This window comes from Streptomyces sp. PA03-6a, from assembly GCF_033792765.1.
Classification (GTDB): Bacteria; Actinomycetota; Actinomycetes; order Streptomycetales; family Streptomycetaceae; genus Actinacidiphila.
Genome location: NZ_JARAVK010000123.1, coordinates 1 through 21,726 on the forward strand (window position 1 = coordinate 1; position 21,726 = coordinate 21,726).

The 21,726-nt window shown below is 73.9% G+C and carries 23 protein-coding genes and 2 pseudogenes; 11 read left to right on the plus strand and 14 right to left on the minus strand.

Annotated elements, in window-relative coordinates; translation table 11 throughout:
* Positions 1-205, plus strand: a pseudogene (locus tag PV350_RS26605) (nuclear transport factor 2 family protein); the annotation flags it as partial.
* Here the strand turns inward: PV350_RS26605 and PV350_RS26610 are convergent.
* The gene (locus tag PV350_RS26610; protein WP_500336486.1) at positions 171-998 is read right to left on the minus strand and encodes a helix-turn-helix domain-containing protein; all 828 of its coding nucleotides are present in this window, start codon (positions 996-998) and stop codon (positions 171-173) included. The pseudogene PV350_RS26605 and the gene PV350_RS26610 sit on opposite strands and share 35 nt — an antisense overlap.
* A gap of 59 nt (positions 999-1,057) precedes the next feature.
* Positions 1,058-1,810 (minus strand): class I SAM-dependent methyltransferase, encoded by a 753-nt coding sequence (locus PV350_RS26615; protein ID WP_500336487.1) that lies wholly within the window; start codon positions 1,808-1,810, stop codon positions 1,058-1,060.
* Between the two features lie 100 nt (positions 1,811-1,910).
* On the opposite strand from PV350_RS26615, the gene sph reads away from it, so the two are divergent.
* On the plus strand, positions 1,911-2,900 hold the full coding sequence (sph, locus tag PV350_RS26620) for a sphingomyelin phosphodiesterase (protein WP_500336489.1): 990 nt from the start codon (positions 1,911-1,913) through the stop codon (positions 2,898-2,900).
* A gap of 61 nt (positions 2,901-2,961) precedes the next feature.
* On the opposite strand, the gene PV350_RS26625 is transcribed toward sph, so the two are convergent.
* The 3 genes from PV350_RS26625 to PV350_RS26635 all read right to left on the minus strand — a co-directional run bounded on the left by PV350_RS26625 (position 2,962) and on the right by PV350_RS26635 (position 7,482).
* Positions 2,962-3,789: an aldo/keto reductase gene (locus tag PV350_RS26625; protein WP_500336491.1), complete on the minus strand. Its 828-nt coding sequence runs from the start codon at positions 3,787-3,789 to the stop codon at positions 2,962-2,964.
* A 119-nt stretch (positions 3,790-3,908) separates the two neighbouring features.
* Complete coding sequence (locus PV350_RS26630) at positions 3,909-5,741, minus strand: AMP-dependent synthetase/ligase (protein ID WP_500336493.1); 1,833 nt, start codon at positions 5,739-5,741, stop codon at positions 3,909-3,911.
* 214 nt (positions 5,742-5,955) lie between these two features.
* Positions 5,956-7,482: an MFS transporter gene (locus tag PV350_RS26635; protein ID WP_500336495.1), complete on the minus strand. Its 1,527-nt coding sequence runs from the start codon at positions 7,480-7,482 to the stop codon at positions 5,956-5,958.
* Positions 7,483-7,604: 122 nt separating this feature from the next.
* Here PV350_RS26635 and PV350_RS26640 point away from each other — a divergent pair, with 122 nt between their 5' ends.
* Positions 7,605-8,579 carry an Lrp/AsnC family transcriptional regulator gene (locus PV350_RS26640; RefSeq protein ID WP_500336497.1) on the plus strand — a complete coding sequence of 325 codons (975 nt, stop codon included), beginning with the start codon at positions 7,605-7,607 and terminating at the stop codon, positions 8,577-8,579.
* On the opposite strand, the gene PV350_RS26645 is transcribed toward PV350_RS26640, so the two are convergent.
* Positions 8,557-9,411 (minus strand): LysR substrate-binding domain-containing protein, encoded by an 855-nt coding sequence (locus PV350_RS26645; RefSeq protein WP_500336499.1) that lies wholly within the window; start codon positions 9,409-9,411, stop codon positions 8,557-8,559. The genes PV350_RS26640 and PV350_RS26645 overlap by 23 nt on opposite strands.
* A 123-nt stretch (positions 9,412-9,534) precedes the next feature.
* Between PV350_RS26645 and PV350_RS26650 the strand changes: the two genes are divergently transcribed.
* Positions 9,535-10,572: a bile acid:sodium symporter family protein gene (locus tag PV350_RS26650; RefSeq protein WP_500336501.1), complete on the plus strand. Its 1,038-nt coding sequence runs from the start codon at positions 9,535-9,537 to the stop codon at positions 10,570-10,572.
* Positions 10,573-10,610: 38 nt separating this feature from the next.
* Here PV350_RS26650 and PV350_RS26655 read toward each other — a convergent pair whose 3' ends face one another.
* Together PV350_RS26655 and PV350_RS26660 are read right to left on the minus strand one after the other, a co-directional pair.
* A complete protein-coding gene (locus tag PV350_RS26655) occupies positions 10,611-10,982 on the minus strand; it encodes a DoxX family protein (RefSeq protein ID WP_499514902.1) in 372 nt (123 codons plus the stop codon).
* Between the two features lie 30 nt (positions 10,983-11,012).
* Positions 11,013-11,867: an MBL fold metallo-hydrolase gene (locus tag PV350_RS26660; RefSeq protein ID WP_499514903.1), complete on the minus strand. Its 855-nt coding sequence runs from the start codon at positions 11,865-11,867 to the stop codon at positions 11,013-11,015.
* A 250-nt stretch (positions 11,868-12,117) separates the two neighbouring features.
* Here PV350_RS26660 and PV350_RS26665 point away from each other — a divergent pair, with 250 nt between their 5' ends.
* On the plus strand, positions 12,118-12,711 hold the full coding sequence (locus tag PV350_RS26665) for a histidine phosphatase family protein (protein ID WP_499514905.1): 594 nt from the start codon (positions 12,118-12,120) through the stop codon (positions 12,709-12,711).
* Between the two features lie 29 nt (positions 12,712-12,740).
* Here PV350_RS26665 and PV350_RS26670 read toward each other — a convergent pair whose 3' ends face one another.
* Positions 12,741-13,115, minus strand: coding sequence for a cupin domain-containing protein (locus tag PV350_RS26670; protein WP_499514906.1), 375 nt, complete (start codon positions 13,113-13,115; stop codon positions 12,741-12,743).
* A 90-nt stretch (positions 13,116-13,205) separates the two neighbouring features.
* On the opposite strand from PV350_RS26670, the gene PV350_RS26675 reads away from it, so the two are divergent.
* The 5 genes from PV350_RS26675 (at position 13,206) to PV350_RS26695 (ending at position 16,627) form a co-directional block, all read left to right on the plus strand.
* On the plus strand, positions 13,206-13,658 hold the full coding sequence (locus PV350_RS26675; protein ID WP_499514907.1) for a MarR family winged helix-turn-helix transcriptional regulator: 453 nt from the start codon (positions 13,206-13,208) through the stop codon (positions 13,656-13,658).
* Between the two features lie 14 nt (positions 13,659-13,672).
* On the plus strand, positions 13,673-14,311 hold the full coding sequence (locus PV350_RS26680; RefSeq protein WP_499514908.1) for a hypothetical protein: 639 nt from the start codon (positions 13,673-13,675) through the stop codon (positions 14,309-14,311).
* Positions 14,308-15,306 carry a nucleotidyl transferase AbiEii/AbiGii toxin family protein gene (locus PV350_RS26685; RefSeq protein WP_499514909.1) on the plus strand — a complete coding sequence of 333 codons (999 nt, stop codon included), beginning with the start codon at positions 14,308-14,310 and terminating at the stop codon, positions 15,304-15,306. Before PV350_RS26680 ends, PV350_RS26685 begins: the two co-directional genes overlap by 4 nt.
* Before the next feature lie 116 nt (positions 15,307-15,422).
* Complete coding sequence (locus PV350_RS26690; RefSeq protein ID WP_500336505.1) at positions 15,423-16,211, plus strand: hypothetical protein; 789 nt, start codon at positions 15,423-15,425, stop codon at positions 16,209-16,211.
* Positions 16,212-16,264: 53 nt separating this feature from the next.
* Positions 16,265-16,627 carry a ubiquitin carboxyl-terminal hydrolase family protein gene (locus PV350_RS26695; protein ID WP_499514911.1) on the plus strand — a complete coding sequence of 121 codons (363 nt, stop codon included), beginning with the start codon at positions 16,265-16,267 and terminating at the stop codon, positions 16,625-16,627.
* A gap of 61 nt (positions 16,628-16,688) precedes the next feature.
* Here the strand turns inward: PV350_RS26695 and PV350_RS26700 are convergent, their stop codons facing one another.
* From PV350_RS26700 to PV350_RS26715, 4 genes and pseudogenes are all read right to left on the minus strand, one after another.
* Positions 16,689-17,537, minus strand: coding sequence for a thioesterase family protein (locus tag PV350_RS26700; RefSeq protein ID WP_499514912.1), 849 nt, complete (start codon positions 17,535-17,537; stop codon positions 16,689-16,691).
* A gap of 2 nt (positions 17,538-17,539) precedes the next feature.
* Positions 17,540-18,130, minus strand: coding sequence for a TetR/AcrR family transcriptional regulator (locus tag PV350_RS26705; RefSeq protein ID WP_499514913.1), 591 nt, complete (start codon positions 18,128-18,130; stop codon positions 17,540-17,542).
* Between the two features lie 158 nt (positions 18,131-18,288).
* Positions 18,289-19,140 carry a formate dehydrogenase accessory sulfurtransferase FdhD gene (fdhD, locus tag PV350_RS26710; protein WP_499514914.1) on the minus strand — a complete coding sequence of 284 codons (852 nt, stop codon included), beginning with the start codon at positions 19,138-19,140 and terminating at the stop codon, positions 18,289-18,291.
* 5 nt (positions 19,141-19,145) lie between these two features.
* Positions 19,146-19,243 (minus strand): annotated as a pseudogene (locus PV350_RS26715) (2Fe-2S iron-sulfur cluster-binding protein); the annotation flags it as partial.
* Positions 19,244-19,521: 278 nt separating this feature from the next.
* On the opposite strand from PV350_RS26715, the gene PV350_RS26720 reads away from it, so the two are divergent.
* Entirely contained in the window at positions 19,522-20,766 is a 1,245-nt protein-coding gene (locus PV350_RS26720) for an RNA-guided endonuclease InsQ/TnpB family protein (protein ID WP_500336507.1), read from the plus strand.
* Between the two features lie 13 nt (positions 20,767-20,779).
* Here the strand turns inward: PV350_RS26720 and PV350_RS26725 are convergent, their stop codons facing one another.
* Positions 20,780-21,661, minus strand: a complete 882-nt coding sequence (locus tag PV350_RS26725; RefSeq protein ID WP_500336509.1) for a hypothetical protein — start codon at positions 21,659-21,661, stop codon at positions 20,780-20,782.
* Positions 21,662-21,726: the final 65 nt, after the last annotated feature.

Genomic DNA, 21,726 nt, shown 5'->3' on the forward strand with positions numbered 1-21,726 from the left:
GGGGGAGCGGTTCCCCGGGTTCGTGTTCACGGCCGTGGGGGAGGTCGACGGGCACCACGACGTGGCGCGCTTCGCCTGGGAGCTGGGGCCCGCGGGGGCGGAGCCCGGGACGGCGCCGATCGCCGGGTCCGACGTGATCACGCTCGCGGAGGACGGCCGGATCTGCTCGGTCAGCGGCTTCCTGGACCGGCTGCCGGCGGCGTGAGGGACGGAAGGGCGGCGGCGGTCTCCGGGTCGGCGGGGAGGAAGGTCTCGATCGCCAGCTCGGAGACAGTGACGTCCATGGGGGTGTTGAAGGTGGTGGCCGTGGAGATGAAGGACAGCACCCGGCCGCCGTGCTCGATCCGCATCGGCAGGGCGAAGGGGAAGACCTCGGTGTCGCCGGGGGTGGAAGGGTCCACCGCACCGCCGGGCGGGGCGGGGTAGGCCGTCAGTTCCTCGTACAGGGCGCGCAGCGGCTCGTGGCCGCTCATCGTGATCTGACGCTCGATCCGCTCCAGCAGGTGCCCGCGCCACTGGCGGAGGTTGCGGATGCGCGGGGCCATGCCCTCGGGGTGGAGGGTGACGCGCATGGCGTTGAGCGGCGGCTGCAGCAGGTGCGGGGCGACGCCTTCGAGCAGGGCGCCCACGGCCTGGTTGGCGGCGACGACGTCGTACATGCCGTCCAGGACCAGGGCCGGGTAGGGGTCGTAGGCCGCCAGGAGACGGTCGAGGCTCTCGCGCAGCGGGTGCATCGCGGGGTCGCGCAGGGGGGTCTGCGGGTACGCGGGCGCGTAACCGGCGGCGATGAGCAGGGCGTTGCGTTCCCTGACGGGTACGTCGAGGTGCTCGGCGAGCCGCAGGACCATGGCCTGGCTGGGGCGGGAGCGGCCGGTCTCGACGAAGCTGATGTGCCGGGCCGAGCTGTCCGCGCGCAAGGCGAGTTCCAGCTGGCTGATCCGGCGCCGCTCGCGCCAGCCGCGCAGCAGCGTCCCCACCCCCGCCGTGGTCGTCGTCATCCCCCGACCGTAACCCAGGCGCGGGCCCGCAGCCGCGGCCGGCCGGCTGACCGGACCGCTCAACGAGCCGCCGCCGCGGGGGAGTCCTTGACGAGGGCGAGCAGCTGGTAGACCGGGTCGGGGCGGGCGGTGTCCTGCCCGGGCAGCGCGGCCAGACGGCCGGCGAGGGCCCGCGTGTCGCCCTCGCGCAGGGTGAGGGCGGAGGCGAAGTCGCCCGCCGCGATGCGGGCGGCCAGGTCGCGCGGGGTGCGGCCCTGGCCGTGGCCGGGGAAGCGCGCCCCGCCCGCCGGGCGCAGGCCGTTCGCGGCGGCCTGCCGCACCACCCGTTCCTTCGCGTCGTACGCCTCCCGAGTGCGGAACGGCGCGAGGAGGGCGTCGACGTCGCTGCCCACGTCGTGCCCGGCGTCCTTGTCGACGGTGGTGACGAGCACCCCGCCGGGGCGCAGCACCCGCGCGCACTTGGCGATCACCGCGGGCGCGTCCGGCAGCAGATGGAGCAGCCACACGGCCGTCACCGCGTCCAGTGAGGCGGTCGCGAACGGCAGCCGGCGTACGTCGGCCTGGACGATCCCCGGCCCCACCCGGCGGGCGGCGAGCCGGGCCATGGCCAGGGCGGCGTCGGCGCCGAGCACGCGCAGCCCGGGGCGGCCGGTGTAGCGGGCCGTGACCAGCCCGGTGCCGCAGCCGATGTCGAGCACCGTCCGGGCCGTCCGCGGTATCAGCCCGAGCACGGCGGCGGCCGCGGCCTCGGCCCGGGGGACGCCGCCGCGGGTGGCGTCGTAGATCGCGGCCTGCTCCTCGTAGTCCAGCACGTCCGTAGGCTAGCCGCCCGCCATCTACCCAGTGGTAACCAACTGCCCCTAGTCTCACGCTGTTTCCGCGACCGAGCTCCACCCGACTCCAGGAGAGCCCGTGAGACACGGCAGAGCCGCCGCCGCTTGCGCCTTCGTCCTGCTCATCGCCTCGTCCGCCGGCGCCGCCGGCACCGGAACCGCCGCCGCGGCCCCCACGGCCACCGCCGCCGCGCACCCACTGCGGCTGGTAACCAGCAACGTGATGATGCTGCCGCGCACCCTCTACCCCAACTGGGGCCAGCTGCAGCGCGCCGACCTCGTCGCCGCCTCCGGTTACGTCCAGGGCGCCGACGTCCTGGTCTTCCAGGAGGCGTTCGACAACGGGGCCTCCGACCGGCTGCAGGCGAACCTCAGGAGCCGCTACCCCTACCAGACCCCGGTGCTGGGCCGGTCCAAGAGCGGCTGGGACCGCACCGAGGGCGCCTACAGCTCCCTCACGCCCGAGGACGGTGGTGTGACGATCCTCAGCAAGTGGCCGATCCTGGAGAAGGTCCAGCACGTGTACGGCGACGCGTGCGGCGCGGACTGGTTCTCCAACAAGGGCTTCGTGTACGTCGTCCTCGACGTGAACGGCACCCGGGTCCACGTCGTCGGCACGCACACCCAGGCCGACGACTCCGCCTGCGGCAGCGGCGAGGCCGCGGGCGTCCGCTCCGCCCAGAACCGGGAGATCGACGCCTTCCTCGACGCCCGGGCGATCCCGGCCGCCGAGCCGGTCGTCATCGCGGGCGACCTCAACACCGACGCCGGCGGTGCCGAGTACGCCGGCATGCTCGCCGACCTGGAGGTCGCGGCGCCCGACGCCGACCCCGGTCCGGCCGCCAGCTTCGACCCCGCCACCAACTCCGTCGCGTACGACCGCTACCCCGACGACCCCGCGCAGCGTCTGGACCACGCGCTCCTGCGCAACGGCCACGCCCGCCCCGCCCGCTGGAACAACCGCGTGGTCGACGAGCACTCGCCGCTGTGGTCGGTCACCAGCTGGGGCACCACCTACACCTTCGACGACTACTCGGACCACTACCCGGTCGTCGCCGGCGACGTCTGACCGCTCCGGGCGGCGGCAGGCCCGGCCGGCCCGCCGCCGCCCCGCGGCGCGTGCGCGTGCGTCAGTTGAACGACGTCGGGTCCGGGCCGAGGCGCCCGCCGTTGTCGAGGGCGTCGATCGCGGCCAGGTCCTCGCCGTCGAGCTCGAAGCCGAAGACGTCGATGTTCTCCCGGATCCGCGACGGGGTCACGGACTTGGGGATCACGACGTTGCCGAGCTGGAGGTGCCAGCGCAGGACGACCTGGGCCGGGGTCCTGCCGTGCTTGGCGGCGAGGGCGGCGAGCGCGGGCTCGTCGAGGAGGCCGCGGCCCTGGCCGAGCGGCGACCAGGCCTCGGTGGCGATGCCGTGGCCCGCGTGGAAGGCCCGCAGCTCGCTCTGGGGGAGGTTGGGGTGCAGCTCGATCTGGTTGAGTGCGGGTACGACGCCGCCCTCGTCGAGCAGGTGCTGCAGCTGGGCGACCGGGAAGTTCGACACGCCGATCGCCCTCGCGCGGCCGTCGGCGTGGATCTTCTCCAGGGCGCGCCAGGTCTCCCCGTACAGGCCGCGGGCGGGGGTGGGCCAGTGGATCAGGTAGAGGTCCACGTGGTCCAGGCCGAGCTTGTCCAGGGAGGCGTCGAAGGCGCGCAGGGCGTTGTCGTGGCCCTGGTCGGTGTTCCACAGCTTGGTGGTGACGAACAGTTCCTCGCGCGGGATGCCCGAGGCGGCGATGGCGCGGCCGGTGCCGCGTTCGTTGCGGTAGAGCGCGGCGGTGTCGATGCTGCGGTAGCCGGCCTCCAGGGCCGTGGCGACCGCGGTGGCGGCTTCGTCGTCCGGGACCTGCCAGACGCCGAAACCGAGCTGAGGCATGGTGACGCCGTTGTTCAGGGTGATGTCGGGAACCTTGCTCACGAGCAGGTCGTCCTTACGTCGTCGGAGGAGGACTCAACATTGATCCACATTCCAACGATCTCCGCGGCGGCGGCATTCCCCGGCATTCCCCGGCATCCCCGGCACCCCCGGAGCCGGCCTCAGGCGTGGTAGAGGGCCTCGATCTCGCGGGTGTACGCCTTCTCTATCGCCCTTCTCTTCAGCTTGAGCGAGGGCGTGAGCAGCCCGCCCTCCTCGGAGAACTGCCCGGCCAGGATGCGGAAGGTACGGATCGACTCGGCCTGGGAGACGAGCGTGTTGGCGGCGACGACCGCGCGCCGGATCTCCGTCTCCAGGTCGGCGTCGTGGATCAGCTTGGCGATCGGCAGCTGCGGCTTGGCCCGCATCGTCAGCCAGTGCCCGACGCCCTCGGGGTCGAGGGTGATCAGTGCCCCGATGAAGGGCCGGTCGTTGCCGACCACGACGCACTGCGAGACCAGCGGGTGGGACCGCACGCGGTCCTCCAGGACCACCGGCGAGACGGACTTGCCGCCGCTGGTCACCAGGATCTCCTTCTTCCGCCCGGTGATCGTGAGGTAGCCGTCCTCGTCGAGCGCGCCGAGGTCGCCGGTGGCGAGCCAGCCGTCGTGCAGGACCTCCGCGGTGGCCTTGGGGTTGTTGAGGTACTCGCTGAAGACCTGGCCGCCGTACACCCAGATCTCGCCGTCGTCCGCGATGTGCACCGTGGTGCCCGGGATGGGCAGGCCCACGGTGCCGAAACGTGTCTGCTCGGGCGGGTTGGCGACCGCGGCGGCCGTGGTCTCGGTGAGGCCGTACCCCTCGAAGATCCGCACGCCCGCGCCGTCGAAGAAGAGCCCCAGCTGCCGGTCCATCGCCGAGCCGCCGGAGAAGGCGTGCCGGACCTTGCCGCCGAGGGCGGCGCGCACCTTGCCGTAGACCAGCTTCTCGTACAGCTGGTGCTGCATCCGCAGCGAGGTGCTGGGGCCGGGGCCGGTGCCGAAGGCCCGGGCCTCCATGGCCTCGGCGTGCCGCACCGCCACTTCCACCGCCTTCTCGAAGGGCCCGAGCTTGCCCCCCGCCTCGGCCTTGCGGCGGGCGCCCTGGAAGACCTTCTCGAAGACGTACGGGACGGCGAGTACGAAGGTCGGCTGGAACGAGGCCATTGCGGGCAGCAGCTCGGCCGCGGCCAGGTTGGGCTGGTGCCCCAGCCGGACCTTCGCGCGGACGGCCGCGACCTCCACCATGCGCCCGAAGACGTGGGCGAGCGGCAGGAAGAGCAGGGTGGACGCCTCGTCGCCGCGCTTGCTGTGGAAGACGGGCTCGTACCGGGCGACGACGTTGTCGCTCTCGGCCATGAAGTTGCCGTGGGTGATCACGCATCCCTTGGGGCGGCCGGTGGTGCCCGAGGTGTAGATGATCGTCGCGGTGGCGTCGGGGGTGACCGCCTCGCGGTACTGGTGGACCAGGTCGTCGTCGACGGACAGGCCGTGCCGGGCCAGTTCGGACAGCGCGTCGGAGTCCAGCTGCCACAGCCGGGTCAGGTGGGGGAGTTCGTCGATGACCGCGCCGATCGTCATCGCGTGGTCCTCGTGCTCGACGACGCAGGCGACCGCCTCGGAGTCGTGCAGCATCCAGCGGACCTGGTCCGAGGACGAGGTGGGGTAGATCGGGACGGGCTGGGCGCCGATCGCCCACAGCGCGAAGTCCAGCACGGTCCACTCGTAGCGGGTGCGGGACATCAGGCCGACCCGGTCGCCGAAGCGGATCCCCTGGGCCAGCAGGCCCCTGGCCACCGCCAGGACCTCGTCGCGGAAGCGGGCGGCCGTGACGTGCTCCCAGTCCGTGCCGTCCGCTCCGGCGCGGCGGCTCAGCACGATCCGGTCCGGCTCCTCGTCGGCATTGGCGAACACGGCGTCCGCCAGACCTCCGACTTGGGGTGCCGTCACCAGTGGGGGAATGGTGAACTCGCGCAACGTCGCTCCTCGACCGCCTCGGCGGTCACAGAACGTACCCGATACCACGTGCGGAGGGGAGGGGCGTGACAATCGGCTGTGAAGGCCCGCGTGGGCTCCCTCACACCTTTGCGACGAGCCGATTCCCTGTTACCGCAAGGAACATGGCGCCGGAGGACGGTTTCCGGGCGGACCGAGGTCCGCCCGGACTCTCCACCAAATCCCCTCGCGGGGATCACGGCCGCTCTACAGCCCCCACAGGCTCGGGTGCCGCGGCGGGCGCCGGCTTGCCCGGCCGCTCGCGTACCAGGACGAGCACGACCGCACCCGCCAGCAGGCCGGCGACGCCGGCCGCCAGGGCCGCCGCGTTCAGGCCCGAGGCGAAGGCGGCGTGCAGCGCGTGGTCGGCCGCCGCGCGCCGGCCGGCGGGGACCCGGGCCAGCAGCTCCCGCGCGCCGCCGCCCGCGAGCGCGCGGGCCGTCGCGTGCGGGGCGGGGGCCCCGGCGTCGCTCAGCGAGTGCTCCATCCGCGTGGAGAGCAGGGTGCCGAACACGGCGACGCCGAGCGCGTACCCCAGCTGCCGGAAGGTGTTGACCGCACCGCCCGCCATGCCGGCCCGGCGCGGCGGCACGGAGGCCAGCGCGGCGCCCGCGATCGCCGGATTGACCAGCCCGACGCCGAGGCCCGCCACCACCAGGCCCGTGGTCAGCGCGGCCCAGCCGGAACCGGCGTCCAGCACCGCCTGGGCCAGTGCGCCGGCCCCGATGAGCACCATCCCGCCGCCGATCACCAGCCGGTACGGCGCCCCGTGCAGGAACCGGCCGCCCACCGCCGAGGCCGCGAACGCCGCCAGCGCCAGGGGTATCAGCACCAGGCCGCCGCGGACCGGGCTCAGGCCGAGCAGCGTCTGCAGCCACAGCGAGGTGTACGGCAGGAAGCCGAAGGCCGTCGCGCTGAGCGCCAGCGCACCGACCATGATCGCGGTGAAGGAGGGGTTGCGGAACAGCGCCAGGTCCAGCATCGGCTGCGCGGCGCGCCGCTCGACCACCACGAACACCACCAGCGCCGCCACCGCGCCGCCGAGCGTCCACGCCGTACGGGCCGAGGCCCAGCCGGCCTCGTCCGCCCGGATCACGGCGAAGGTGAGCAGCCCGGCGAAGGCGGTGAAGGACGCCGTGCCCGGCCAGTCGATGCGGGCCCCGCCCTGCCCCCGGGACTCCTTCACCACCCGCAGCGTCAGGGCGATCGCCACGACGCTCACCGGCAGGTTGACGTAGAAGATCCAGCGCCAGTCCAGCGCCTGGGTCAGCAGGCCGCCCAGCACCGGCCCGAGTGCCGCCGCCGCGCCGCTGACCGCGCCCCACACGCCCAGCGCCACCGAGCGGTCGCGGCCCTGGTAGGCCGCGCCGAGCAGGGAGAGCGTCGTGGCGAACATCGCCGTCGCGCCGACCCCCTGCACCGCGCGCATCGCCACCAGGACCCCCGCTCCGGGTGCGAGTCCGCAGGCGAGGGAGGCCGCCGCGAACAGGGCCGTCCCCGCGACGTACATCCGGCGCCGCCCGATCACGTCGGCCGCGGAGCCGGCTCCCAGCAGCAGGGCGGCCAGTGCCAGCGCGTAGATGTCGATCATCCACTGGAGGTCGGACAGCGAGGCGTCCAGGGCGTCCGCGATGTCGGGCAGCGCGACGATCACGATCGTCACGTCGATGAGCAGCATGAAGGTGCCCAGGCAGACCGCCACCAGCGGTCCCCACTTGCGCATGTCCTTCTCCGTTCCGTTCTTCCATTCCGGGGTGGGTCCTCCGTACCATCGCGAGAACACCCGGTCTTCCTCCAGCCACAGGCGGCATCTCGCTGGAATCCGACACGATGAAGGAGAGGGCGATGGATTCCCACACGCTCGACGAGCTGGACATGCGGCTGCTGCACGCCCTGCAGCTCGACGGGCGCGCCCCCTTCAGCCGGATCGCCGACGTCCTCGGCGTCTCCGACCAGACCGTGGCCCGCCGCTACCGCAGGCTCCGCGGCGACTTCGGGATGCGCGTGCTCGGGCTCCCCGAGCAGGAACTGCTCGGACGCACCCGCTGGGCGCTGCGGCTGCGCAGCACCCCCGAGGCCGCCGAGTCCCTGGCCAAGGCCCTGGCGCGGCGCGACGACACCGCCTGGATCTCGCTGATGTCGGGCGGCACGGAGGTGATGTGCGTGACGCGCCCGCGCAGTCACGACGAGCACGACGCGCTGCTCCTCGGGCGTCTGCCGCGCACCCCGAGCATCGTCGAGATCGGCGCCCACAGCATCCTGCACACCTTTTACGGCGGCGCCCTGGGCTGGTTCGCCAAGCGCGGCGCGCTCTCCGACGCGGAGGTCGCCGCGCTGCAGCCGCCCCCGCCCGAGCCACCGTCCGGCACGGTCGTCCTCGACGCCACCGACGAGGCGCTGCTGGCCGTCCTGGCCAGGGACGGCCGCGCCTCCTACCCCGAACTGCACCGCGCCACCGGCCTGTCGGAGTCGGCGGCCAAGCGACGGCTGGAGCAGCTGCGCGGCTCGGGCGTGCTCTACACCGACGTGCAGCTCGACACGGCGTGGATCGGCCACGACACCCGCGCCATCTTCTGGATCACGGCCGCCCCCTCCGCCCTGTCCGCCGTCGGGCGGGCGCTGGCCGCGCACCCCGAGACCGCCTACGTCGCGGCGACCACCGGATCGTCCAACCTCGTCGCCGTGGTCATCTGCAGCAGCACGCCGCAGCTCTACCGCTACCTGAGCGAGTGCGTCGGCGCCCTGGACGGGGTCCGGCACGTGGAGACCGTGCCGTCGCTGCGCCTGGTCAAGCAGATCACGACCGAAGGGATCCGCTGAGGATCGCCGCCGCGAGCGCGTCCGCCGCCTCCTGCGCCGCGGGCCGCCGCCGGCCGTGCAGCAGCACGAAGTCGACGCCGCCGAGCTCGGGCAGCCCCGCGCGGGCCGGGACCCGCACCAGACCGGGCGGGATCAGCCCCTCGGCGTGCGCCATCACCCCGAGCCCCGCCCGCGCCGCGGCGACCAGACCGCTCAGCGAGCCGCTGGTGCACGCGATGCGCCACGCACGGCCGTGCCGCTCCATGACCTCCAGCGCCCGCGCCCGGGTGATCGCGGGGGCCGGGTAGAGGATCAACGGGACGGGCCGCTGGGCCTCGGGGCGGTACCGCTCGGCGGCGATCCACACCAGCCGGTCGCTCCACACCAGTTGACCGTGGCTGTCCCCGGCCGCGCGCTTGCCCAGCATCACGTCCAGCCGGCCGGCGGCCAGCTGCCGGTGCAAGGTGGCCGACAGCTCCACCGTCAGCTCCAGGTCCACCTCGGGGTGGTCGCGCCGGAAGCGCTCCAGGATCTCGGGCAGCCGGGTCAGGACGAAGTCCTCCGAGGCGCCCAGGCGCAGCCGGCCGCGCAGGCGGGTGCCCGCGAACCAGCCCGCGGCGCGTTCGTTGGCCTCCAGGATCGTCCGGGCGAAGCCGAGCATGGCCTCGCCGTCCTCGGTCAGTTCCACGCTGTGCGTGTCGCGGGTGAAGAACCGCCGGCCGGCGGCCTCCTCCAGCTTGCGCACGTGCTGGCTCACCGTCGACTGGCGCAGGCCGAGCCTGCGGCCGGCCTGCGTGAAGCTCAGCGTCTGGACGACGGCGACGAAGGTCCGCAGCTGCACCGGATCGAACACGGTGCCAGCCTACCGCCGCTCATCGCGATACGTGATGACAGTGAGTGCGGTCAAAGTCATTTACGATCTCCCGGTCACCGGGCACTCTGGAGAGGGCCCCGTCCAGCACCAATGAGGAAGCCCATGCGCCGCCTGCGTTACCCGTCCTGGCTCCCCGTGGACCCGTACATCGCGGCGCTCCTCGGCACGGTGCTCCTCGCGGCGCTGCTGCCCGCTTCAGGCGCCGGCGCCCACCTCGCGGGCGGGGCGTCCACCGGAGCGGTGGGGCTGCTCTTCTTCCTCTACGGCGTGCGCCTGTCCACCCGTGAGGCGATGGACGGACTGCGTCACTGGCGCCTGCACGGCACCGTCCTGGCCGCCACCTTCGTCGTCTTCCCGCTGCTCGGCCTGGCCTCGGGCGGACTCGTGCCGTACCTGCTGACGCCCGAGCTGCACACCGGCCTGCTCTTCCTGTGCCTGGTGCCCTCGACCATCCAGTCCTCGATCGCCTTCACCTCCGTCGCCCGCGGCAACGTGGCCGCCGCCATCTGCGCCGGCTCCTTCTCCAGCCTCGCCGGGCTCGTCCTCACCCCGCTGCTGGCCGCGCTGCTGCTCGGGGGGAGCGGCGCGGGCTTCAGGGCGGACGCGGTGCTCGGCATCGTGCTGCAGCTGCTGGTGCCCTTCGTGGCGGGTCAGCTGCTGCGCCGCTGGATCGGCGGCTTCGTCACCCGCCACAAGAAGGTGCTCGGCCTGGTCGACCGGGGGTCGATCCTGCTGGTCGTCTACGCCGCGTTCAGCGAGGGCGTGGTGCGCGGCATCTGGCACCAGGTCACGCCCCTGCGCCTGCTCGGGCTGCTGCTGGCCGAGGCCCTGCTGCTGGCCGCGATGCTCGGCGTCACCTCGTACGGCTCGCGCAGGCTCGGCTTCCCCCGCGCGGACCGGGTGACCATCGTCTTCGCCGGGTCGAAGAAGAGCCTGGCGGCCGGACTGCCCATGGCCTCCGTGCTGTTCGGGGCCCAGGCCGGGCTGATGGTGCTGCCGCTGATGCTCTTCCACCAGATGCAGTTGATGGTGTGCGCGGTCCTCGCCAAGCGGTGGGCCCGGCAGGTGGAGGCGGCCGCCCCCGCCGCCGCACCGGCGGCCGCCGCACGGCCGCGGGAGGTCGTGGCCGGCCGGAGGTGAGCCCGGTCCGCCGCGCAGCGCTGCGGCGGTGTGCCCGCTCAGCGCAGGGCGTCGACCACCAGGACCGCCCCCGCCATCGCCAGGAACAGCGCGTACGCGGCCAGGGCACGCCCCCGGTCACCGGAGCGCAGCTGGCACAGCAGAACCCAGGCGAAGATCCCCGCCTCCAGCGCGGCTCCGGCGACGCCGACGGGAGGGTGCCACAGCCCCACCAGGAGCGCGACGGCGCCGAGCGTGTGCAGCGTGCCGAGCAGGGTGACCACCCACAGGCGCCGCCCCTCCAGGACACCCAGCCGGGTCAGCTCGTCGAGCCGTTCCAGGCCGGGCCGCGCACGGATCAGCTGGGCGACCGCGGAGGGGACGACTTCCAGCAGCAGGAGGACGGTCGACACGACGGCGAGTGCGAACACCCGGACAGTCTGCCGTACGTTCGAAAACCCTCAGTCCCCGCGGCAGATGACGAAGTCCGGGTAGGGATGGCGTCCCGGCCGGTCGCCGATCTCCTCGACGGCCCGCCGGACCTCGCGGAGCTGGTCCACGGTCATCTCCAGCGGCGGCTCGTCGGGCTGGTGGGTGGTGCGGACGGGGTAGTCCACGCCCGGCTCGCGGGTCATCTCGATGTGGCAGCCCAGCACGTGGGTGACCGGGCGCTCCCCGGCGAAGGCGACCAGCCGGTCGAGGGTGCGCCGGAAGGCGGCCCAGTCCTCGACGTACAGCCGGCCCGGGTAGACCGTGTCGCCGGTGAGCAGGAAACCGGTCGCCGGGTCGTAGTAGGTGACGGCCGAGGCGTGGTGGCCGGGCGTGGCGAGGCACTCCAGGACCCGCCCGCCGAGGTCCAGGGGCGCCACGCGGTCGGGGTCCTGGGTGAAGCCGAGGAAGTCCCAGGCGCCGTCGCGGTCCGCCGGCACGACGACCGTGTCCGGGCGGCCGGCGAACTGCGCGTCGCCGGCGACGTGGTCGCCGTGGGCGTGGGTGTGCAGCACGAGCAGCTCGTAGCCGGGACGCTGCAGGGCGGGCGGCCGCAGTTCGAACAGCTCGTCCACGACCTCCCGCAGCGGGAAGAACTCCTCCTCCGGCGTGGCCCCGGTGTCCAGGAGCACCGCGCGGTCGTCCCCGAAGAGCAGGAAGAGGAACGGCGCCTCGTAGTGGACCGCCTTGTTCTGCCGCAGGACGAAGGTGCGTTCGTCGTACTCGAACACCTGGATGTCGGGATCGGTGTTGTGCTTGGCCGATGCCGACCCGTGGATCCAGCGCACGTCGAGCGGCTCCGGCGCCGGAGGGGCGGATGCGTTCATGACCTCTTCTCCTGCCGGGAGTCGTGGCGCCGGCCGGACCGGCCCGCGGGTGGGCCCCACCGGGCGGCGCGGGCACCGTTTTGTGCGTCCCACCGGTCGGGAGGGACACTGTCCACGTGACCTCACAGGCAACAGTGGCGATGTTCATCCAGCCTATCGGCGTCCTCGCCCCGGACCGCGAGGCCGGGTGCGCGGCCGGGTGCGTGGCCGGCGGCGACACCGAGGCCGTCGACAAGGAGGTGGCCCCCTGATGGCTCCGCGCCTCGTGCTCGTGCGGCACGGCCAGACCGAGTGGTCCAAGAGCGGCCAGCACACCGGCAGGACCGACATCCCGCTCACCGAGGAGGGCCGGGAGGCCGCGCGCCTGCTGGGCAAGCGCCTGGCCCGCGCCCCCTGGCACGACTTCCCCGGCGCCCGGGTCCGCACCAGCCCCCTCCAGAGGGCCCGCGACACCTGCGAACTCGCCGGGTTCGGCGACCGGGCGCGGACCTGGGACGCGCTGCGGGAGTGGGACTACGGCGAGTACGAGGGCCGTACGTCGCCGGAGATCCGGGAGGAACGCCCCGGCTGGGTGATCTGGCGCGACGGCGTCGTCGGCGGCGAGACCTCGTGGCAGGTCGCCAACCGCGCGGACGAGGTGGTGGCCTGGGCCAAGGAGGAGGACAGCGACGCGGTCGTCTTCGCCCACGGCCACTTCCTGCGCACCCTGGCTGCCCGCTGGCTGCGGCTCGACCCGATGCGCGGCATGGTGCTGAGCCTGGCCCCGGCCTCGCTGTCGGTCCTCGGCTGGGAGTACGGCGACCCCGCGATCACCCTCTGGAACGACACCGCCCACCTGCAGTGACGCGCTGACCCGCGGGGCGCCCGGCGGGTTCAGCGGGCCCAGGGCGGGCTGATCCGCGACCCGTCGGCGAGCACCGCCTCCAGACCGACGCCGGTGGTCACCCAGACGGAGGCGGGGCCCTGGCCCGGGTTCTCCAGGGCCAGGCGGGAGCCGGCGGGCGCCGTGGCGACGTCGCCGGGGGACAGGTCGTACGCCTCGCCGTCGATGGTCAGGCGCGGGCTGCCGGACAGGACGAGGAAGACCTCCTCGCGGCTGATGGTGTGCCCGGGACCGGCGGTCCCGGCCGGTACCTCGCCGCGCCACGCGCACAGTTCGGTGCTGCCGGTGGCGGTGCGGGCGTACGAGACGAAGCGGACGCCGTGCAGGTCGTGGACGACGGCGTCGGCGGAACGGACGACGGGCATACGGGCTCCTGTTCCCCGATGGGCAAGCAATTTGAGCAAGTTGCTTGCCCATATGCTCAAGCTGCTTGCGTACTGTGTCAAGGTGGCCGCATGAAGGACGAAGAGGCCCTGGCCATGGCCCTGGGCGTCAACCTGCTCGCCGCCGCCGGCGCCCTCACCGCAGCCATCCACGACGGCGTCGTCGCCCGCGGCTTCGACGACCTGCGCCCCGCCCACGGCTTCGCCTTCGCCCGGATGGCGGCCGGCGGCGCGACCGTCACCGAACTCGCCGCGCACCTCGGGGTGACCCGTCAGGCGGCCGGGCAACTCGTGGACGAACTCGAGGCCAAGGGCTACGCCGAACGCCGCCCCCACCCGGACGACGCCCGGGCCCGGCTCGTCGTGCTCACCGACCGCGGCCGGGCCTGCACCCGCGCCGCCGACCAGGCCGCCGCCGACGCCGTACGCCCCTGGGCCGACGTGCTCGGCGAGGACCGGCTGCGCGCCCTGTGCGCGGACCTGGGGCGGCTCGCCCCCGGCGGCCCGGTCCGGCCGACGTGGTAGCCGGGACCCCGGCGATGGACTTCACCGGAGACTTCGAGACCCACTTCACGGTGCCGGCACCGCGGCCCGGGGACGAGGAGCGGATACGCCACTGGGCGGAGCGCAACGGCCTCAAGTACACCCGCATCGTGCTCGACCGGGGCGCCACCCCCGACCAGCCCATGCTGACGCTGCGCGGCCGCGGCGCCCTGCCCGCGCAGCGCGCCGCCGCCGCCCGGTGGACCGGACGGCTGCGCGCCGAGGGGATCGGCGTCGCCCGCGTGAAGATCGAGGCCGCGCCCTGGAACGCCGGCGTCCCGCACACCGGCGGGCAGGCCCGTGCCCTGCCGCCCGGCTGCTACTTCGAGCACCACGTCAAGCTCGTCATCACCGACCCCGCCCGCCTGGACGAGGTCCGGGCGATCGCCGGGCGGCACGCCGCCCACGTCTCCCGCAACGCCCGCCGTGACCTCGGCGACCGCGGCCACGAACGCTTCGTCACCCAGCGCTGCCGCGACGTCGGGCGCCCCGAGGCGCGGCAGCGGCTCGACCGCCTCCTCGCGGACCTCACGCAGGCCGGCCTCACGGCGGTGGAGGTCGAGGAGGAGTTCGTCGTGCACGACGACCGTCCCGCCCTCGACGACGGCTGGATCGACGAGGCGCAGGCCCGGTGACCGCCCCCGCGGAGCGGGACCCGGCGGCCGCCGCCCGGCGGGCCGTCCTGGACCACCTGCTGGCCCTGGTCGCGCGGTCCCCGCTGGGCGAGTACCTCGTGCTGCGCGGCAGCATGGTGCTGCCCGCCTGGGTCGGGGCCGCCGCCCGCGAGCCGGCCGACCTCGACTGGATCGTCCCGCCCTCCCTGGCGGTGCCGATCGACCCGCTCCACCCCCACCCGTACGTCGACGAGCGGGCCACCGTGCAGCAGTGGCCGGAGGCCGCCGACGGCGCCGTCCGTCCCGAGATCTGGACGGACGAGGAGTTCGGCACCGGCGGGCAGCGGGCCCACGTCCCGCCCGAGGGCCTGCACTGGATCGTCGGCCCGGAACCGGACGGCTCCGACGGCCCCGACGGCCCGCCCGGCGAACTGCTGGAACTGGTCCGCGCCCACCCCGACGCCGCCCCCGGCGTACGCCTCGACCCGGAGGGCGCCCGCGACGACGGCAGTTGGACCTACGCGGAGTACGACACGCCCGGCGTGCGCCTGGTCGTCCCCTGGCACGCGGACGGACTGCCCCCGGGCGAGGTGCGCCTGGACTTCGCCCGCGACGAACGACTCCCCGAGCCGCCCGTCCTGACCGCCGTGCCGCGCGGCGACGGCGGGCCCCCGGCCGCGGTACTCACCGCGAGCCGTGAACTCTCCCTCGCCTGGAAGCTGCTGTGGCTGCAGGCCGACGCCGCCGCCGAGGGCCGCGCCCAGGGCAAGGACCTCTACGACGCGGTCCTCCTCGCAGAGGCGCCCGGCACCGCCCTCTCCCCACGCCTGCTGCGCCGGGTGATGAGCCGCGAGCCCGGCCACCCGGCCTCCGCACCTCGCCTCACCGAGGTCGCCCCGCACTCCGTCGACTGGGACGCCTTCCGCGCCGCCCACCCCCACGTCACCGGCACGGCCGCGGAGTGGCTCGACCGCCTGGCGCATGCCCTGGACAGCGTTCTGACGGACGGTCACTGACGCTGCCGGGACGCACCCGGCGCGGCCCCACTCCGCGCCCGTCGCGCCGGGCGGTCGCCGGAGGCAGACGAAAACGGCATGCCGGCACTGCGCCCCACGGACTAGCCTCGGCGCTCGTGACCGCTGACCCCGCCCCCATACCGGCCGAGTTCGTCCGCTTCGCGGTCGCGCTGGAACCCGGCGAACTGGCCGTCGGCTACGCCACCGGCCGCGTCACGGACACCGACGCGCGACGGCTGGCGTTCCTGCGCCGGTGCGACCTGGGGGAGCTCGGCGGGAGGTTCGCCGCCCTGATGGAGGCGGAGCCGCAGGTGTGGCGGAGGGTCGCCGCCGACGCGGGCCCGGAGGCCGGGCGGGTCTGGGCGTACCTGGAGGGGGCACGGCGCGGGGAACCGGACGCCGCCGGGCGGAGGGAGTTCCTCGTCGGGCGGGCGGCGGCCGGGCGGGGCATGAACTGGGCGGACTCCGCTCCGCTGCTCGGGACCGACCGGCCCGAGGAGGTGGACGCGGCCTTCGAGCGCGGGGAGCCGCTGGTGGGCGTGGCGGTCATCGGGCTGGCGCTCAACCACCCTGACGCCGCCGCGATCCTGCCGCGCGTCGCCCGGGCGCTGGAGGCGCCGTACGGGGAACTGCGCCGGCAGGGCGTCGTGGCCCTTGCCCACGTCGCCCGTCTGCACGGCACCGTCGACGACCGGTGCCTGGAACTGCTGCGCGGCCTGCCGCCCGGGACCGAGGCGCACGACGACATCCTCGCGTACGTGCCGCTGCACCGGCTGCCGTGGTGGCTGCGCCGATCCGGCTACGCGAGGCGCCTGCGGGCCTTCGTCCGGCATCCCCGCATCGTGCCGGGGCGCGCCACGAAGCGGCCTGGGGGCCGTCCCGCTTCGCCCGGTGGCGGCGCGTGAGGGCGGTTAGCATGCCAGGAGAACGTGATCGCGGTTAAGGAGGCGGGTCCACCATGGCGGACGACGTCACGATCCCCGGCATCGACCCCACGTCCGAGCCGAGCGGCGCCGGCTGCGCCGACTGCGGTGCCGGTCAGGGACCGGGCTGGTGGCTCCACCTGCGCCGCTGCGCGCAGTGCGGGCACATCGGCTGCTGCGACTCCTCGCCCTCCCAGCACGCCACGCGGCACGCGCAGGAGGAGGGCCACCCGTTCATCACCAGCTACGAGCCCGGTGAGGACTGGTACTGGAACGTCGAGACCGAGCAGTACTACGACGGTCCCGCACTGACCCCGCCGAACTCGCGCCCGGAGGGGCAGCCCTCCCCGGGGCCCGCGGGCAAGGTCCCCGAGGACTGGCAGGCGCAGTTGCACTGACGGCGCGCCCCCGGGGGCGGCACGGCCGCCCCCGGAACGCACGGCCCGCGGCGCGCGGCCGCTACGCGGCGCCCTCGGGCAGCCGTACCCGCGCCAGCTGCCGGGACTGGGCCACGAGCCGGCCCGCCGAGTCCCAGACCTCGGCGTCCTCCTCCATGTAGCCGTCAGCGAAGTTCCGGGTGGAGTGCTTCAGCCGCAGCCACCCCGGCTCGGGCCTGGCCCGGACGTGGGCGGTCAGCTCCAGCGTGGGGGCCCAGCCCGGGATGCCCAGGTCGAAGCTGACCGGCGGCAGGCTGTCCACGGCGAGCAGCAGCATCAGCGGGTCGGGCTCACGGCCGTCGGGCATCCGCAGCCAGCCCTGCACCATGCCGCGGCCCGACGGGGCGCCGACCGCCCAGCCTGCCGTGTCCGGGTCCAGCCGCAGCTCGATGCGCTCCAGCATCGGGGATATCTTCAGGAACTCCGGCGGCGCCACGTCGGTCCCCACGCACTTCTCCGGCGGCGGCATCCGCGGAGGAGTGGCGGAGGTGCGCACGTCGCCCGCGTGGTCGTGGCCGCTCAGGTCGCCGTAGGTCGCGACCGCACGCAGCCGCTCCTCGCCCTCCTGCTCCAGGGACACCATGCCGGTCGAGACGGTGCGGCCGCGGCGCAGGGTCTGCGTGCGGGCGGTCACCGGGCCCGGGCGCGACGTCGACAGGTAGTAGGCACTGATCGAGAACGGATCCCGGTGTCCCTGCCCGTCGCCGCCCAGCTCCTCGGCGAGCGCCCGGCCGGCGAGGGCGAGCAGCAGCCCGCCGTTGACGCCCATGCCGATCCGCCACCCCTCGTGGAGTTCGGCGTCGTAGACCGAGGGCTCGCCCGGACGTGCCGTGACGGCCGTCTCGCGGTCGAATCCGTGCTTCTCATGCATCGTCAGTGTTCCTTGAGGTCGAACGAGGTGAACAGCGCGTCGAGCGCTTCGTCGATGGACGCGGCGCCGGTGCCCAGGGCCAGCGAGCCCCACAGCCACAGCTGCGCCACACCGTGCAGCCCGGACCACACGGCGCCGGTGAGCGCCCGGGTGTCCGCGCCGGGCCGCCAGCCCTCCGCCTGCGCGGCGCGCACGAGCACGAGGAGGTGGTCGTCGAAGGCCGACATGCCGGCCCGGCCCAGTTCCTTGTCCCGGGGGTCCAGCAGGTCGTGCCGGAACATCAGGGTGAACATCGCCGGCCGTCCCAGCGCGTACGCCACGTAGCCGCGGGCCCCGGCCCGCAGCCGTGCGGCCGCCGGCGCCCCCTCGGGGCACGCCCGTACGGCCGCTTCGGCGCGCACGTTGAGTTCCCTGAACCCCACGGTGGCCACGGCCGACAGCAGCGCCGCCCGGTGCGGGAAGTGCTTCAGCGGCGCCCCGTGCGACACGTTGGCGCGCCGTGCGATGGCCCGCAGGGTCAGCCCCTCGACGCCGTCGTCGTCCAGGACGGCGAGGGCGGCGTCGAGCAGGCGCGCGCGGGGAGCGGTGGTCATGGTGGACAGTGTCCACCTCGAGGTGGACACTGTCTACCTCGGGCCGGCGGGTCCTCGGGTTTGCGGGTCCGAGGGTCTCCGGATACGGCGGGACCGGCCGGCGCAGGGGGCGCACCTCGCCGGCCGGTCCCGCACGCGTGTACGCGTGCTGGGACGGGTCAGACCCGCCCGGCCGTCGGCGCGGGCAGGGCGATCCGCTCTTCGCCCGCGTACACGTTCATGGAGGTGCCCCGCAGGAAGCCGACGAGCGTGAGGCCGGACTCGGCGGCGAGGTCGACGGCGAGGGAGGACGGGGCCGAGACGGCGGCGAGCACCGGGATGCCGGCCATCACGGCCTTCTGGGCGAGTTCGAACGAGGCCCGCCCCGAGACCATCAGGATCTTCCCGGCCAGCGGCAGCAGGTCCTGCTGGAGGGCGCGGCCCACGAGCTTGTCCACGGCGTTGTGGCGGCCCACGTCCTCGCGGACGTCGAGCAGTTCGCCCTCGGACGTGAAGAGCGCGGCCGCGTGGAGTCCGCCGGTCCGGTCGAAGACCCGCTGCGCGGCGCGCAGCCGGTCGGGGAGCGCGGACAGCAGGGCGGGTTCGAGCCGCAGCGGCGAGGCGTCGGCGATGGCCCAGCGGGCCGTGGTCCGTACGGCGTCGAGGCTGGCCTTCCCGCACAGGCCGCAGGAGGACGTCGTGTAGACGTTGCGCTCCAGCGTGATGTCGGGGACGGGGACGCCGGGGGCGAGGCGTACGTCGACGACGTTGTAGGTGTTGGACCCGTCGACGGTCGCGCCCGCGCAGTACACGATGTTCGCCAGTTCGTCCGCGCTCCCGAGCACCCCCTCGCTGACCAGGAAGCCGGCCGCGAGGGCGAAGTCGTCCCCGGGGGTGCGCATGGTGATCGCCAGTGGCTTGCCGTTGAGCCGGATCTCCAGCGGCTCCTCCGCGACCAGGGTGTCCGCCCGGTGGTCGACCGCTCCGTCCCTGATCCTCAGTACCCGACGCCGTTCGGTGACCCGTCCCATGTCGATCAGTCCCGGTTCTGTACGTGCTGGAAGCCGTATCGGCCCTTGATACAGAGGTTGCCACGGTGACCTCGCCGGCGTGCGGCGAGATCACCTCGACGAGTACGCCGGCCCTGGGTTCTCAGCCCCGGACGAATACTGTGTACAGTATTCGTCTCCACGAGGTCAAGGGGTCGTAAAGGCGGTCCCGGCCGCGTTCCGGCGGAGGGGAGTTCCGTTCCGCCGAGGGGAGTTCACCCGATTCCTCCCAGGATGCCTTGGCCTTCAGGCGGGGGAGGAATGGGTCCTTGGGCCGGAGCCGCGAAGCGGCGGAGCTCTCGGCGTATCCGTTCTGACCTGCACTCTCCTTCGTTGTCAGTGGGGGCTGTTAGGTTCCGGGGCGTGACATCGACAGTGGTGGCCGGGCAGGGGTCGGGGCATGCCCGGTTCGCCTTTCGGTTGCGTGTGCCGTCGTCGGCGGGTGCCGGTCTGGAGGCGGAGTGGGCGCGTTGCCGGTGGGTGTGGAATGAGTGTGTGGCGGTGTCCCGCAAGGTCCATGGCCTGAACAGGACCGCCGGGCAGAAGGTCGCGTGCGGTCCTGCGCAGCTGGACAGGATGCTGACCGAGGCGAGGCGGTCGATGGCGTGGCTGCGGGACGGCAGCTCGGTGCCGCAGCAACAGGTCGTCCGGGACTTCGCCAAGTCCCGTGCCAAGGCGTTGAAGGACATTACGGCGCGGCTGCCGATGCGGCAGCGGGCCGGGATGCCCCGGATCAAGCGCAAGCGCGAGGCCGCCCCGTCGCTGAACTACACCAGGCGGGGTTTTAGGCTCAAGGACGGACGCCTGCACCTGGCCGGTGGCATCGTTGTGACGGTGGTGTGGTCCCGCGACCTGCCCAGCCAGCCCACGTCGGTACGTGTGTACCGGGACAGCCTCGGTCACTGGTACGCCTCGTTCGTGGTCGCCGTCGAGGTGCAGCCGCTGCCCGCCACCGGCGCCGTGATCGGCGTGGACTGGGGCGTCGTTAAGACCGCGACCACGACCAGCGACGCCTACGACCTGCCGCACGCCCAGCACGGGAAGACCGCCGCACATCGTCTCGCGCGGTATCAGCGGATGATGGCTCGCCGTAAGCCTGCTCGTGGGCAGACTGGGTCCAGGGGCTACCGCAAGGCCAGGCACCAGACGGCCAAGCTGCACAAGAAGGTGGCGCGGCAGCGGCAGGACACTGCCCGCAAGTGGGCCAAGCGCGTTGTGCGCGACCACGACGTCATCGCGGTCGAGGACTTCCGGCCGAAGTTCCTCGCGAAGACCACCATGGCGCGCAAGGCGGCGGACGCCGCGATCGGCGCCACGAAGACGGCCCTGATCGAGCTGGGCCGCAAGCACGGGCGGGACGTCCGCCTGGTGCATCCCGCGCACACCAGCATGGACTGCGCGTCGTGCGGAGCGAGAACCAAGCACGCACTTCCTCTTTCGGAACGTACCTACACCTGCACCGTGTGCGGAGTCGTCTTGCCCAGGGACAAGAACTCCGCTCGCGTGATGCTGGTCCGGGCAGGTCTCGACCCGGCTGGTGCCGATCGTGTAAGCGCTGGTGGACCGCTGGTCCCCAGCCCACGTGAGCCAGGAATCCCCGTCCTTTAGGACGGGGAGGATGTCAAAGGGAGAAAGGCAGGTCCACGAAAGCGCCGACGGCGAGGTGGAGCCCCATGGCGAGCAGCGAGAGCCCGAAGACGCACATGAAGACCGCCAGCCCCGCGGGCTCGGACCACGTGCGCGTCGTCAGCTCGGGGTTGTGCGGGTCGTAGGTGATCTCCGCCCGCAGCGGGTCGCCGTCCACGTCGTTGCCCTCGCCGAGGTGCTCCCGGGGCACGCCGTCGAGGTCGGTGAAACGGTAGACCGGTTCGCGGCCGCCGTGCCGCTGCCTGCGGTCGAAGGTGGCGACCACCGTGATGCCGCGCCGGCGCAGGGTCCGTGCGTCCCGCGCGGACCCCCATGCCCCGTGGAGCAAGCCCCCGGCGGCCAGCAGGGGAGCGGCGCCCAGCGCCCACTTCGCGACGGCCGCGCCGTCCCCGGTGACGGCCAGCCAGACCAGCACGGCGAGGTAGGCCAGGGCGCCGCCGACCCCCGGGGCGTAGGTCCAGAAGCCGTCCGGCGCCCCGTCGTCCGGTTTCGCCCCGTCCTTCGCGGGGGGCGGCACGGACAGGACCTCGACCAGCGTGCCGCCGTCCTCCCGCGGCTCGTCGGCGTCGCGGGGCGGGAGCAGGGAGCTGACGGCGGCGGTGAAGGCCGCGACCGCCTCGGCGCTGTGGTGCGTCAGCGCGTGGACCCTCGCGGGCCCTCGCGCCGCCGTGAGGACGATCTCCACCGTACGGCCGTGCCGCCCGGCGGCGCGGACCTCCTCGATCGCGGCCGGCGGGATGCGCCGCCGCTCCGTCCCCTCGTCCAGCAGCACCTCGCCGGCCCGCAGACGGACGGTCGCGCCGCCCCCTCGCAGCACCAACTCCGGTATCCCCGCGGCGGATGCGTCGCTCGTCACGGCATCACGGTAGGGGACCGGCCGGAGCCGCGGAATAGCATCGGCGCACGACGGACGCGGCCGGA